The organism is Streptomyces marokkonensis, from assembly GCF_008312835.1.
GTDB lineage: Bacteria > Actinomycetota > Actinomycetes > Streptomycetales > Streptomycetaceae > Streptomyces > Streptomyces marokkonensis_A.
This window is the reverse complement of record NZ_VSKS01000003.1, coordinates 80,250-94,052: the sequence shown is the minus strand read 5'-3', so window position 1 is coordinate 94,052 and position 13,803 is coordinate 80,250. Positions and strand designations below refer to the sequence as shown.

The following is a 13,803-nucleotide window of genomic DNA, read 5'->3' as shown; positions in this document are numbered from 1 at the left end:
GGGCGGGCAGCCGCGCCTGTGGCTTTCTCAGGGAAAACACAGGGTGCCGAAAGAGTGCTCTCAGAGGCCCCGGACATCGTGTGCGGTATGACCACGATCTCGCCCCGGGGGCGCACCGAACTGCTCAGGCCGGACGGGAGCCCCGTCCGGGTGCTCGTGGTGGACGACGAGCAGTCGATCACCGAACTGCTCTCCATGGCCCTGCGGTACGAGGGCTGGCAGATCCGCAGCGCGGGGGACGGCCAGGGCGCCGTGCGGTCCGCGCGCGAGTTCCGGCCCGACGCCGTCGTCCTGGACATGATGCTGCCGGACATGGACGGGCTGTCCGTCCTCGGGCGGCTGCGCCGTGAGCTGCCGGACGTCCCCGTGCTGTTCCTGACCGCCAAGGACGCGGTCGAGGACCGCATCGCCGGGCTGACGGCCGGGGGTGACGACTACGTCACCAAGCCGTTCAGCCTGGAGGAGGTCGTCGCCCGGCTGCGCGGGCTGATCCGGCGCTCCGGCGCCGCCGACCGCCGGTCGGAATCGGTGCTGGTCGTCGGCGACCTCACCCTCGACGAGGACAGCCACGAGGTCACCCGGGGCGGGGACGGCATCCACCTCACCGCCACCGAGTTCGAGCTGCTGCGCTTCCTCATGCGCAATCCGCGGCGCGTGCTCAGCAAGGCCCAGATCCTCGACCGGGTCTGGTCGTACGACTTCGGCGGGCAGGCCAACGTCGTCGAGCTGTACATCTCGTACCTGCGCCGGAAGATCGACGCCGGCCGGGAGCCGATGATCCACACCCGGCGCGGCGCCGGATACCTGATCAAGCCCGCGGTGTCGTGAGCGGCCGGCGACGACCGCGTCCGCGGACCCTGCGGACGCGGCTCGTCGTCGCGTCCGTGGCGCTGATCGCGGTGGTGTGCGCGGTGATCGGCACGGTGACGACGCTGGCGCTGCGGTCCCACCTGTACGAGCAGCTGGACGGTCAGCTGCGTGAGGTGGCCATGCGGGCGGCGGGCGGTCCGGTGGACGGCCGGCCGCGCCCCGAGCCGCTGAACCAGGACGACCCCCTCGACTTCGTCACCAAGGGCCCGCAGGGCTTCGGCGTCATCGGCGCGACCGTCGAGCACGGCCGGGTGACCGACGGCGTCGTGAGCAACAAGAAGGTCGTGAACGGGGTCAACACGCCCGAGGCCGGTGACCTCGCCGGCGACCAGCTGGCGGCCCTCGGGACCGTTCCGCGCGACCGCGAGGAACACACCGTGGACATACCCGGTCTCGGGAGCTACCGCGTCGCCCACCAGGTGGGCCCCAACGGCGCCTTCTACGTGGCGCTCCCCACGAGCGGCGTCGACAGCACCGTCAACACCCTGATCCTCGTCGAGGTCAGTGTCACCGCCGCCGGACTGGTCGCCGCCTCCCTGGCCGGAGCCGTCATCGTCGGTGTCGCCACCCGTCCCCTCCGCAGGGTCGCCGCCACCGCCACCCGCGTCTCCGAACTCCCGCTGCACACCGGCGAGGTCACCCTCGAGGAACGCGTCCCGGAGTCCGAGTGCGATCCGCACACCGAGGTCGGCCGGGTCGGAGCGGCGCTGAACCGGCTGCTCGACCACATCCACGGCGCCCTGCACGCCCGCCAGGAGAGTGAGACGCGGGTACGGCAGTTCGTCGCGGACGCCAGCCACGAACTGCGCACGCCCCTGGCCTCCATCCGCGGGTACGCCGAACTGACCCGGCGCGGAGGGGAGGAGGCCGGCCCCGACACCCGGCACGCGCTCGGGCGGATCGAGTCCGAGGCGGGCCGGATGACCCTGCTGGTCGAGGACCTGCTGCTGCTCGCCCGCCTGGACGCCGGGCGGCCCCTGCGGTTCGAGGAGACCGACCTCGTACCGCTCGTCGTGGACACCGTCAGCGACGCCCGTGCCGCCGGCCAGGACCACACGTGGCGGCTCGAACTGCCGGACGAGCCCGCCCTCGTGACCGGTGACGCCGCCCGCCTTCAACAGGTTCTCGTCAACCTGCTCGGCAACGCCCGCACCCACACCCCGCCGGGTACCACCGTCACCGCGCGGGTGCGCCGCGGCGGCCCCTGGCTCCGCGTGGACGTCGCGGACGACGGTCCCGGCATCCCGCCCGGCCTGCTCCCGCACGTCTTCGAGCGGTTCGCGCGGGGCGACTCGGCGCGCACCCGGGCCACCGGTTCGACCGGTCTGGGCCTGGCCATCGTGCAGGCCGTCGCGGCCGCCCACGGTGGTGCCGTGACCGTCGACAGCGTGCCCGGACGGACCGTGTTCACCCTCCATCTGCCCGCCGTGCCCGCCGGGTTGTCGCGTGAGCCGCACTCACAGCCACGGCACAGCCTCACCACACGGGCACGACAGGGCGCTTGATCAGAGTCGGTTCCATGCGAACCGATTCCTCTCCCGGCACCTTGCCGGCGCGGGAGCACCTCCCGGCCACCGGAGCCGGCACGCCGGTCCTGGACGTAGTGATCCCCGTACACAACGAGGAGAAGGACCTCCAGCCGTGCGTCCGCAGGCTGCACGAGCACCTCACCCGCACCTTCCCCTACGCGTTCCGCATCACGATCGCCGACAACGCGTCCACCGACAGCACACCGCACGTGGCCGGACGGCTCGCGGAACGCGTCGCGGAGGTGCGGTCCGTCCGCCTGGAGCAGAAGGGACGCGGCCGGGCGCTGCGCACCGTCTGGTCGGCCTCGGACGCACCCGTCCTCGCCTACATGGACGTCGACCTGTCCACCGACCTCAACGCCCTGCTGCCGCTGGTCGCCCCGCTGATCTCCGGCCACTCGGACCTCGCCATCGGCTCCCGGCTGAGCCGCGGCGCACGGGTGGTGCGGGGCGCCAAGCGGGAGTTCATCAGCCGCTCGTACAACCTGATCCTGCGCGGCTCGCTGCGGGCCCGCTTCTCCGACGCGCAGTGCGGGTTCAAGGCGATCCGCCGCGACGTGGCCCGGGTGCTGCTGCCGCTGGTGGAGGACAGCGGCTGGTTCTTCGACACCGAGCTGCTGGTGCTCGCCGAACGCGCGGGGCTGCGGATCCACGAGGTGCCGGTCGACTGGGTCGACGACCCCCGCTCCACCGTGCACCTGGTGCGGACGGCGACCGACGACCTCAGGGGCGTCTGGCGGGTCGGCAAAGCCCTGGCCACCGGTTCGCTGCCGCTGGACCGGCTGGCCCGGCCCTTCGGTGACGATCCGCGCGACCGGGACATCGAGGACGTGCCGCAGGGGCTGACCCGCCAGCTGGTCGGCTTCTGCGTCGTCGGTGCGCTGTCCACCCTGTTCTACCTGCTGCTGTACAGCGGTTTCCGGTCCTTCACCGGTCCGCAGACCGCCAACGGGCTCGCCCTGCTCGTCTCGGCGGTCGCCAACACCGCCGCCAACCGCCGGCTCACCTTCGGGGTGCGCGGGCGCGCCGGTGCCGTACGGCACCAGGCGCAGGGGCTGGTGGTCTTCGGCATCGGACTCGCGCTGACCAGCGGCTCGCTGCTCGCCCTGGACACGGCGAGCAGCGACCCGGCCCACTCCACCGAGCTCGCGGTGCTCGTCGTCGCCAACCTCGCGGCGACCGTGCTGCGGTTCCTGCTCTTCCGGGCGTGGGTGTTCCCGGACCGCGCCCCGTCCCACGCCGCCCCCGCCGCCCCTTCCCGGCAGGACGCGGCCGTGCCGCTCCGGCCGGTCCGTCCGCCGCTTCCCACCCGTCCGGCCCACCCGGCCGACCACGACCCGAGGGACCTGTGATGACCACGCAGCACGACCGGACGAGCCCCCCGGCGGACCCCGCCACCTGGGGACCACCGCCGGCGACGGCGCCCCGCCACGCGGCGCCCCCCACCCCGGAGGACCCCCGCTGGGCGCGCCCCGCCCTCCTCGCCCTGCTCCTGGTGACCGGGCTGCTCTACCTCTACGACCTCAGCGCCTCCGGATACGCCAACTCCTTCTACTCGGCGGCCGTGCAGGCGGGCAGCCAGTCCTGGAAGGCGTTCTTCTTCGGCTCGCTGGACGCGGCGAACGCCATCACCGTGGACAAGCCCCCGGCCTCACTGTGGCCGATGGAGCTGTCGGTCAGGATCTTCGGCCTGAACTCGTGGGCGATCCTCGTGCCCCAGGTGCTCATGGGCGTCGGCACGGTCGCCGTCGTGTACGCGGCCGTCCGCCGCCGCTTCGGCGCGGCGGCGGGGCTGATCGCGGGCGCGGTGCTCGCGCTCACGCCGGTCGCGGCGCTGATGTTCCGGTTCAACAACCCGGACGCGATGCTGGCGCTGCTGATGTCCGTCGCCTGCTACCTCGTGGTCCGGGCCCTCGAGGACGGCCGCACGAAGTGGCTGGTGTGGGCCGGCGTCGCGATCGGCTTCGCCTTCCTCGCCAAGACCCTCCAGGCGTTCCTGATCCTCCCCGCCCTCGCGCTCGTCTACGGCGTCTGCGCCCCGGTGCGGCCGAGGAAGCGGCTGGCGCAGCTCGCCGTGGCGACCGTCGCGCTGGTCGTCTCCGGCGGCTGGTGGGTCGCGGTCGTCGAGCTGTGGCCCGCGTCCTCGCGGCCGTACGTCGGCGGCTCGCAGAACAACAGCTTCCTTGAGCTGACCTTCGGCTACAACGGCCTCGGCCGGCTCAACGGCGAGGAGACGGGCAGCGTCGGCGGCGGCGCGGGCGGTGGACGGTGGGGGGAGACCGGCTGGGACCGGATGTTCAACTCCGAGATCGGCGGCCAGATCTCCTGGCTGCTGCCCGCCGCGCTGATCCTGCTGGCCGGCGGGCTGGTGCTCACCAGGAAGGCCGCGCGGACCGACCCGGCCCGCGCGTCCTTCCTGGTGTGGGGCGGATCGCTGCTGATGACCGCGGCGGTCTTCAGCTACATGGCCGGCATCTTCCACCAGTACTACACGGTGGCCCTGGCCCCCTGTCTCGCGGCCGTGGTGGGTATGGGCGCGGTGGCCCTGTGGGAGAAGCGGCGGGCGTTCTGGGCGTCGTTCACCCTCGCGGCGGCCGTCACGGCGACGGCGGCCTGGGGGTACGTGCTGCTCAACCGCACGCCCGGCTATCTGCCGTGGCTGAAGTGGCTGGTCCTGGTCGGCGGGCTGGTGGCCGCGCTCGGCCTGGTCCTCGCGGGCAGGGTGGGGCGCCGGGTGGCGCTCGGGGCGGCGGGGCTGGGCCTGGTCGCGGCGCTGGCCGGTCCGACGGCGTACACGCTGAGCACCGTGCAGGAGGGGCACTCCGGTTCCATCGTCACGGCCGGTCCGGCGGGGGCGAGCACGGGCGGCGGGGGCCGGCCCGGAGGCGGCGGCTTCCCCGGCGGCGGCCGGACCCCGCCCGGCGGCGCCGCGGACGGCACCGGCGGCTTCCCCGGCGGCGGTCCGGCGGGCGGGAACGCCGCCCCCGGGCCGAACGGCCGGTCCCCGGGGGGCGGCAACCAGCAGACCGCCCCCGGGAACAGCGCCGAGGCCGGCCTGCCCGGCGGTGGCGCGGGCGGCGGCATGGGCGGCCTCCTCGGCGGCGCGAGTGTCGGTGCCGAGGCGAAGGAGCTGCTGACGGCCGGCGCCGGTGACTTCACCTGGGCCGCCGCGGCCGTCGGCGCCCAGAACGCCGCGAGCTATCAGCTCGCCACCGGTGAGCCCGTGATGGCGATCGGCGGCTTCAACGGCACCGACCCGTCCCCGACGTTGGCCCGGTTCAAGGAGTACGTGGCGGAAGGGAGGATCCACTACTTCGTCTCCGGCGGCGGCATGGGCGGTGGCGGCCGCGGCTCCGGCACCTCCGCGCAGATCACGTCCTGGGTGGAGGAGAACTTCGCGGAGGTGACGGCCGGTTCGGTGACCTTCTACGACCTCACCCGGAAGACGACCGGCGGCTGACCCCCGGCAGCTCACGACGACCGTCACGCTGTACACCGTATGGGAAGTGTTCTACGGTGTACAGCATGACGACGTCCCCCCAGGAGCACGCCCCCGACCGGTCCCCGGACCGGGCGTCCCGGGAGCCGCGGGGCCACCCCCGGCGCTGGCTGATCCTCGGGGTCATCTGCCTCGCCCAGCTCACCGTGCTGCTGGACAACACGGTGCTGAACGTGGCGATCCCCTCGCTCACCCGTGAGCTGGACGCGTCGACCGCCGACATCCAGTGGATGATCAACGCGTACTCCCTGGTGCAGTCGGGTCTGCTGCTCAGCGCGGGCAACGCCGCCGACCGGTACGGCCGCAGGAAGATGCTGCTCGTCGGCCTGGCCCTGTTCGGTGCCGGGTCCCTGGTGGCCGGGCTGGCCCAGTCGTCCGGTCAGCTGATCGCGGCGCGGGCCGGCATGGGCGTGGGCGGCGCCCTGCTGCTGACCACGACCCTCGCCGTCGTTATGCAGATCTTCACGCCCGAGGAGCAGCCCAAGGCGATCGGCATCTGGAGCGCCGTCAACTCGCTGGGCTTCGCGGCCGGCCCGCTGGTGGGCGGATTCATGCTGAACCACTTCTGGTGGGGCGCGATCTTCCTGATCAACCTGCCGGTCGTGGCCCTCGGCCTGGCCGCCGTCGCCGCCCACGTCCCCGAGTCGAGGAACCGGCAGGGCGACCGGCCCGACCTGGTCGGCGCGGTGCTCTCCACCCTCGGCATGGCGGCCCTGGTGTACGCGATCATCTCCGGCCCCGAACACGGCTGGACCTCCGGCCGGGTGCCGGTCACGGCGGCAGCGGCGGCCCTGGTCCTCGGCCTCTTCGCGTACTGGGAGACCCGCGTCCCGTACCCGATGCTCGACCTGCGCTTCTTCCGCGACCACCGGTTCACGGGGGCGGTCGGCGGTCTGGTGCTGATCACCTTCGGCATGGGCGGGGCGCTCTTCCTGCTCACCCAGTACCTGCAGTTCGTCCTCGGTTACGGCCCCCTGGAGGCGGGCCTGCGCACCGCGCCGATGGCCATGACCGTCGTCGCCCTTAACTTCACGGGCGTGGGCACGAGATGGGCGGCGAGGATGGGCACGCCGCTGTCCATAGCCGTCGGCATGACGCTGATGGCGGGCGGGCTGGTGTCCATCGCCGTGCTCACCGAGCAGGGCTACGCCGGTACGCTGCTCGGCCTGGTCATGATCGGGGCGGGTACGGCGATCGGCAGTCCGGTGATGGCGCACGCGGTGATGAGTTCCGTGCCCCGCGAGAAGGCGGGCGTCGGCGCCGGGATCAACGGCACCCTCGCCGAGTTCGGCACCGGGCTCGGGGTCGCCGTGCTGGGCGCGGTGCTGGGCGCGCGGTTCGCGGCACTGGTGCCGGTGGCGGCGACCTCGCTCCCCGCGGCGCTGGCCGCGGCGGGCTCGGACGGCGAGCGGGCGCGGATCACCGGCGCGTTCTCCGCGGGCCTGGAGACGAGTCTGCTGGTGGGGGCGGTGGCCGTGCTGCTCGGCGGACTGATCGCGGCGGCGTTGCTGCGCCGGGCGGACCGGGCAGACTCTCCGGAGAAGGCCTGAGAGCCGGACCGTCCGCGCACCCGGACCCGGGTGCCTGGCAGGAACCGGTGTCGGCACGTCGAGGAAGGTGCGCCATGGTGAGGGCAGCCCAGCGGTCCGGGAGCGCTCCGCGCTCCAGCGTCTGGCTGGAGGGCAGGTCCCGCGGCGGCGGGCGCGGCGGCGGACAGCCGTCGGGACTGGACCGGGAGCGGATCACCGAGGTCACCGTCCGGCTGCTGGACGGTGAGGGCGCCGCCAAGTTCTCCATGCGCCGGCTCGCCGCCGAGCTCAACGTGACGGCGATGTCCGTGTACTGGTACGTCGACACCAAGGACGACCTGCTGGAACTCGCCCTCGACCGCACCTTCGGGGAGCTCGTGCTGCCCGATCCGGCCGCCGACGAGGACTGGCGCGACCAGCTGCGCGCCCTCGCCCGCGAGTACCGCGCGCTGCTGGTGCGCCACCCGTGGCTGTCGCCGCTGGCCGGCAGGTTCCTCAACATCGGGCCCAACGCGCTGGCGTTCTCGAGGGTGATCCAGCAGGTCATCCGCAAGACGGGGCTGCCCGCGCACGGGGTGACGGGGGCCATCTCGGCCGTCTTCCAGTTCGTCTACGGCTACGGCACGATCGAGGGCCACTTCCACGCCCGCGTCGCCGCCACGGGCATGACCCCCGACGAGTACCACCGGCACGCCATGAGCGAGGCGACGCAGTCGCCGGACGCGGCCGAGGTCATCGAGGAGTCGGCCAGGATCATGAAGGCCCGCGGCGGCGACACCGTCGAGGAGATGCTGGAGCGGGACTTCGCCTTCGCCCTGGACCTGCTGATCGCGGGCATCGAGGCGATGGTGGCCCGCGGCCGGGACTGACGAGGCCGCGGGGGTCCTACTTCCCCTCGGCCAGCCGCGCGGGGAAACCGCCGGTCGCCACCGGGCCCCAGCGCTCCGGAGTGATCCGGATGATCGACTTGCCCTGCTCGACCATCGCCGCCCGGTACTCGTCCCAGTCGGGGTGCTCGCCGGCGATGTTCCGGTAGTACTCCACCAGCGGCTCCACGGACTCGGGCGAGTCCACGACCTCGGCGGTGCCGTCGATCCGCACCCAGGGCCCGTTCCAGTCGTCGCTCAGGACGATCAGGCTCACCCGGGGATCACGCTTGGCGTTGCGGGTCTTGGCGCGCTCCGGGTAGGTGGAGACCACGATCCGCCCCGAGTCGTCGACCCCGCAGGTCAGCGGCGAGCCCTGGGGGCCGCCGTCGGCCCGCCGGGTCAGCAGGACCGCCCGGTGCCGGGGCCGCACGAAGTCCAGCAACTCGTCGAGGGAGACACGGGTGTTCGTCGCGATGTTCGGTGCCATGGCGTCAGCCTAGGCGGCCATCGCCTCGGGGAGGTTGTCGTACACGGGGACGTCCCGGCGCAGGCCGGTCACTTCCAGCACGCGGCTCGCCACGCTCTCCGGGCGGGCGACCACGTACACGCGGGGCCCGGGGCGCAGCAGCCGGCGTACGTCGTTGATGAGGCGCACACCCTGGGAGTCCATGAACTGCGTCGCGGTGAGGTCGAGGACCACGACCTCGGGCGGCCGGCCGGAGCGGGGGCGGGCCTGGGCCATGATCAGGGGCAGCAGTCCGTCGGCGTTGGAGAAGTCGATCTCCGGCGGGAAGGGGACCAGCGCGCGCTCGGAGGGATGCGGGAGGAAGGTCACGGCACTCACCTGGCAGACGTCAGGATTGTTCGGCGAGGCCGCTTCCTGACCTGTCCCTCCATTGGACCATGTCTGAGCCCGTCCGTGAAAGCGGCTAAAGTTCTGTACGTCCTGTGCTCGCAGTCGGGAATGTGCTGCGGAGCTCTCCTGCGCACGGCCGTTCGGTCGTGCACGCCGAAGAGGTTCGTGGTGGTTGCGTCCCGGTTTTCTGATTTGCCCCCATTTTCTGACGGTTCCGATGTGGCGGAAGCGCTGACGGCCGCGGCCTGCCGACTGCACGAGACGTCCTCCCCGGACAGCACCCTGGACACCGCCGTCCGTCTGGCGGTCGACCTCGTGCCCGGTGCCGACCACGCCGGCATCTCCGTGATAGAGCGCGACAACCGCCGCCGCACGCTCGCGTGGACCGACGAGGTGGTGCGGGCCGCCGAGGACGGCGGCCCCGCGGCCGGCGAACGGCCCTACTGGCACCGCCTGTGGACCGCTCCGGTGGCCGAGGTGGAGGACAGCGAGGGCGACGGGGGCGAGGGCGCGCTGTCCGACCTCGGCCTGCGTTCCGTGCTGTCGCTGCGGCTGCGCGCCGACCGCCGCCGGCTGACCGTGCTCACCGCGTACGCCCGCAAGCCGCGCGCCTTCGACGAGGCAGCCCTGCGGGTCGGCCGGCTGTTCACCGCGCACGTCGGCATCGCCCTCGACTCCGCCACCGTGCGCGAGCAGCTCACCGAGGCCATGCGCACCCGGGACCTGATCGGCCAGGCCACCGGCATCCTCATGGAGCGTCTGGACATCGACGCGGCCGGCGCCTTCGACAGCCTGGTGCGGGCCTCGCAGCGGGAGAACGTGAAGCTGCGCGACCTCGCCCGCCGTATCGTCGACGCCCACGACAAGCCCTGACGGCGTCTCACACGGCGGGGAGCGCGTTCCCCGCACGGCCAGGACGTCCAGCGCCACCCCCCGGGGCCGTGCCGATCGCGGCGACGCCGGGCCCGGACGACCTGGCCGTCACCGTCCCGGCCTCGGCCCGTCGTCCCCCATCTCTCGGCCTCGCTCGAGCGGGAGGCGCCCCATCTGTGACGATCGCACCGGCGGCGGGCGCGTGCCCCACCGCCGTGACGGCGGTGTACGCACCCGGCGCCGGCGCGGTGGGGTCCCGTACGGCGCCCTCGGCGTCCGCCTCGGCCCGCGGCGGGGCGCGTCTCCGCTCCAGGACGCGCGGGCCCGCCACGGGCCGGGGTTCGCTACACGCCGGGGTGGGCGAGGTCGATGTCGTGGTCGTCGGTCCCGCCGTCCGCGACCGTCAACGCGGTGGCCACCGGCGGGTAGCCCGCGGCGATCACCGTGTACTCGCCGCCGTCCAGATCGGTGAAGGCGTACGCCCCGTCCGAGCCGGTCGTCGCCGTGCCGACCACGTTGCCCGCCGCGTCGACCAGGGTGACCCGGGCGTCGGTCAGCGGCCCGTGCGGGGCGCGGACCACGCCCCGCACCCGGGCGCCGGTCTCCAGGCCGACCTCGATCCGGGTCACGCCGGTGCCGCCGACCTCGACGGGCAGCGCGCGCGGCCGGTGCCCGGCGGCGTTCACCGCGACGGTCACCGCGCCCGGCACCAGCTCGGTGAACGTGAACTCGCCCGCCTCACCGGTGCTCCCGGTGGCCAGCAGGTCCCCGCGCACATCGGTGACGATCACCATCGCGTCCGGCACCGGCAGCCCGGTGCCGGCATCGCGGACCAGACCGGCCAGTCCGCCGGTGGCGCCGAGCAGGACGTCATGGGTGACCGGTTCGCCGTCCACCACGACCGTGGACGCCTGCGGCTGGTGGCCGTCGGCGGCCGCGATCAGTACGTACGACCCGGTCCCGGGCGCGTCCACCGCGTACGACCCGTCGGCCTGCGTCACCGAGCGGCCCAGCTGACGCCCGCCGGGCGAGATCAGGGTGACGGCCGCCCGCGGAACGGGCGCGCTGCCGGTGCCGCGGACGGCACCGCGGACCGGGATGCCGCCGCCGGCGGACTCCTCCGGGCGGGTGGGGCCGGCGACCGTGGGCAGCGGCCGGGCGGCCGTGCCCGTCGCGTCGGCCCCGGTGCCGGCCGCGGCCCGGCGCGCGGTGCCCTCGGCGGACGGTGCCGGCGTGGGGGCGGCCCCGGCCGTCTCCTCCGCCGCCTGGGCGAGCGCGCCCGTGGTGCGCAGCGGGACCTCCTTGATGAACAGGGTCACCAGGAAGGCGAGCAGGGCGATCGGTGCGACGTACAGGAAGATGTCGGCGATGCCGTGCCCGTAGGCGCTCTCCAGCCAGGTGCGGATGCCCGGGGGCAGCAGGTCCATGTCGGGGATGGCACCACTGCCGGAGGCCTCGGCGGCCGCCGCCCGCTCCCGCGGACCGAGCTGCCCGATGGTGTCCTGGGCGTGGTGGCTGATCCGGGTCGACATGACCGAGCCGAGCACGGACACGCCGAGCGCACCGCCGAGGGACCGGAAGAAGGTCACGACGGAGGAGGCCGCGCCCAGGTCGCCGGGGGCCACCTGGTTCTGCGTGCACAGCACCAGGTTCTGCATCATCATGCCGACGCCGAGGCCCATCAGCGCCATGAAGACGCCTATGTGCCAGTAGGGGGTGTCGTGGCGCATGGTGCCGAGCAGGCCGAGGCCCGCGGTGAGCAGCACGCCGCCGGCCAGGAGCCAGCTCTTCCACCTGCCGGTCCGGGTGATGATGATCCCGGAGACCGTGGAGGACACGAACAGGCCGCCGATCATCGGGATCGTCATGACGCCCGACATGGTCGGGGACTTGTCCCGCGCCAGCTGGAAGTACTGGCTGAAGTAGACGGTGCCCGCGAACATCGCGATGCCGACGAACAGGGAGGCCAGCGAGGCCAGGGTGATGGTGCGGTTGCGGAACAGGCGCAACGGGATGATCGGCTCGGCGGCCCTGCTCTCGACGAACAGGAAGACCAGCGCCAGGACGACCGAACCGCCGACCATGGCGCCGGTCTGCCAGGACATCCACGCGTACTTGTCGTCGGCGAAGGTGACCCAGACGAGCAGCAGGCAGACGGCCGCGGTGACGAAGAAGGCACCCGCCCAGTCGACCTTGACCCGGCGCTTGAGCAGGGGCAGGTTCAGCGTCTTCTGCAGCACGATCAGCGCGATCACCGCGAAGGGCACGCCGACGTAGAGGCACCAGCGCCAGCCGAGCCAGCTGGTGTCGGTGATGACACCGCCGAGCAGCGGGCCGCCGACGGTCGCGACGGCGAAGGTGGCGCCGAGGTAGCCGGAGTAGCGTCCGCGCTCACGCGGGGAGATCATCGCGGCCATGATGATCTGGGCCAGGGCGGACAGGCCGCCGGCGCCCAGGCCCTGGATGGCACGCGCGCCGATGAGCATCGCCGGGTTCTGCGCCAGGCCGGCCACGACGGAGCCGAGGACGAAGACGCAGAGGGCTGTCTGGACCAGGACCTTCTTGCTGAACAGGTCGGCGAGCTTGCCCCACAGGGGGGTGGAGGCGGTCATCGTCAGCAGCGAGGCGGTGACGACCCAGGTGTAGGCGCTCTGGCCGCCGCCGAGGTCGCCCACGATCTCGGGCAGGGCGTTGGTGACGATGGTCGACGACAGGATGGCGGCGAACATGCCGAGCAGCAGCCCGGACAGCGCCTCCATGATCTGCCGATGGGTCATCGGAGCGTCTCCGGAGGAGCCTCCCCCGTGCTTGGCATGAGCCCGCACACCGGCTGGTGTGGTCGTTGCCATGGGCGTCCTTCTCTTATGTGCTTGCGGGTGTACGGGTGGTCTCTGCGCGTGCGGGAGGTGCCGGCCGGGGCACGGTGCGGCAGTCGCCGAAGCTGTCCCTGAGCCGGGCCATCAGCTGGATGAGGCGGCCGACCTCCTCGTCGGACCAGTCGCCCAGGCGCTCGGCGAGGAGCTCGGTGGTCCTCCGGAACAGTTCGTCGAGCCGTTCCCGGCCGGCGGGGGTGAGGCGCAGGATGCGGGACCGTCTGTCGGCGGGGTCCGGGGAGCGCTCGATCCAGCCGCGCTCGGCCAGGTGGGTGACGTGGCGGCTGGTGACCGACATGTCCACGGAGAGCAGCTCGGCGAGCCTGCTCATGCGCATGTCGCCGTGGCGGCCGAGGAGCGCCAGCACGGACGCGGAACCGCCGTGGCAGTCGGCCGGCATGATCCGGTTCATCTCGCGCTTGACGGCGCCGAAGGCGCTGAACTGCCGGACCAGCTCCTCGTACTGCGCCGACTCGGCCATGGCATCTCCCGTTTCGTTGCTTGAAGCAACCGTAGAGATTGATGGTTGCCACAGGCAAATAAAAACGGGCGGAGCGGCTCAAAAACTTGGCAAAGGCAAGTAATCGCGACAGTAAACGCGCAGGTGGCGAGGTCGGGGCCCGTTCCGCCGTGTCCCGGGGCCGTCGGCCGAGTGCCCCGCCCCTGCCCCGCTTGGGACGCCCGTCGGGGATTCGCTAGGGTCTCGGGACATGGCTAACACCCAGGGCCCGCAGGGCAATCACGACCCCGCCGGCAACACCCAGATGTTCCGCGCGTTCGTCGACGAGGCACCCCAGGGCCGGCAGGCCCCGTCCACCGGCGGCGGGCCGCGGATCGGCCTGATCGTCGGCATCGTCGTCGCCGTGGCGGTCGTGGCGGCGGTGGCCTGGCTCGCGCTGAAGTAG

12 protein-coding genes and 1 pseudogene are annotated in these 13,803 nt (G+C 73.0%); 8 read left to right on the top strand and 5 right to left on the bottom strand.

The features are described 5' to 3' along the window. Positions 1 to 87: 87 nt before the first annotated feature. From F1615_RS06045 to F1615_RS06020, 6 genes are all read left to right on the top strand, one after another. The gene (locus F1615_RS06045) at positions 88 to 828 is read left to right on the top strand and encodes a response regulator transcription factor (RefSeq protein WP_167533674.1); all 741 of its coding nucleotides are present in this window, start codon (positions 88 to 90) and stop codon (positions 826 to 828) included. Next, complete coding sequence (locus F1615_RS06040; protein ID WP_149547839.1) at positions 825 to 2,375, top strand: sensor histidine kinase; 1,551 nt, start codon at positions 825 to 827, stop codon at positions 2,373 to 2,375. The genes F1615_RS06045 and F1615_RS06040 overlap by 4 nt, the downstream gene beginning before the upstream one ends. Before the next feature lie 14 nt (positions 2,376 to 2,389). Continuing rightward, a complete protein-coding gene (locus F1615_RS06035) occupies positions 2,390 to 3,751 on the top strand; it encodes a bifunctional glycosyltransferase family 2/GtrA family protein (RefSeq protein ID WP_149547838.1) in 1,362 nt (453 codons plus the stop codon). After that, the gene (locus F1615_RS06030; protein ID WP_149547837.1) at positions 3,751 to 5,859 is read left to right on the top strand and encodes an ArnT family glycosyltransferase; all 2,109 of its coding nucleotides are present in this window, start codon (positions 3,751 to 3,753) and stop codon (positions 5,857 to 5,859) included. The genes F1615_RS06035 and F1615_RS06030 overlap by 1 nt, the downstream gene beginning before the upstream one ends. A gap of 65 nt (positions 5,860 to 5,924) precedes the next feature. Next, complete coding sequence (locus tag F1615_RS06025; protein WP_149547836.1) at positions 5,925 to 7,448, top strand: MFS transporter; 1,524 nt, start codon at positions 5,925 to 5,927, stop codon at positions 7,446 to 7,448. A 74-nt stretch (positions 7,449 to 7,522) separates the two neighbouring features. After that, a complete protein-coding gene (locus F1615_RS06020) occupies positions 7,523 to 8,296 on the top strand; it encodes a TetR/AcrR family transcriptional regulator (protein WP_149547835.1) in 774 nt (257 codons plus the stop codon). A gap of 16 nt (positions 8,297 to 8,312) precedes the next feature. Here the strand turns inward: F1615_RS06020 and F1615_RS06015 are convergent, their stop codons facing one another. Continuing rightward, on the bottom strand, positions 8,313 to 8,783 hold the full coding sequence (locus tag F1615_RS06015; protein ID WP_149547834.1) for a PPOX class F420-dependent oxidoreductase: 471 nt from the start codon (positions 8,781 to 8,783) through the stop codon (positions 8,313 to 8,315). 9 nt (positions 8,784 to 8,792) lie between these two features. Continuing rightward, the gene (locus F1615_RS06010) at positions 8,793 to 9,140 is read right to left on the bottom strand and encodes an STAS domain-containing protein (RefSeq protein WP_149547833.1); all 348 of its coding nucleotides are present in this window, start codon (positions 9,138 to 9,140) and stop codon (positions 8,793 to 8,795) included. 120 nt (positions 9,141 to 9,260) lie between these two features. Between F1615_RS06010 and F1615_RS06005 the strand changes: the two genes are divergently transcribed. After that, entirely contained in the window at positions 9,261 to 10,025 is a 765-nt protein-coding gene (locus F1615_RS06005; RefSeq protein ID WP_149547832.1) for an ANTAR domain-containing protein, read from the top strand. A 91-nt stretch (positions 10,026 to 10,116) separates the two neighbouring features. On the opposite strand, the pseudogene F1615_RS37060 reads toward F1615_RS06005, so the two are convergent. From F1615_RS37060 to F1615_RS05990, 3 genes and pseudogenes are all read right to left on the bottom strand, one after another. Beyond that, positions 10,117 to 10,314, bottom strand: a pseudogene (locus F1615_RS37060) (hypothetical protein); the annotation flags it as partial. 55 nt (positions 10,315 to 10,369) lie between these two features. Next, on the bottom strand, positions 10,370 to 12,874 hold the full coding sequence (locus tag F1615_RS05995) for an MFS transporter (RefSeq protein WP_149547830.1): 2,505 nt from the start codon (positions 12,872 to 12,874) through the stop codon (positions 10,370 to 10,372). A gap of 13 nt (positions 12,875 to 12,887) precedes the next feature. After that, entirely contained in the window at positions 12,888 to 13,379 is a 492-nt protein-coding gene (locus F1615_RS05990) for a MarR family winged helix-turn-helix transcriptional regulator (protein WP_149547829.1), read from the bottom strand. Positions 13,380 to 13,608: 229 nt separating this feature from the next. On the opposite strand from F1615_RS05990, the gene F1615_RS05985 reads away from it, so the two are divergent. Next, the gene (locus F1615_RS05985) at positions 13,609 to 13,803 is read left to right on the top strand and encodes a hypothetical protein (protein WP_149547828.1); all 195 of its coding nucleotides are present in this window, start codon (positions 13,609 to 13,611) and stop codon (positions 13,801 to 13,803) included.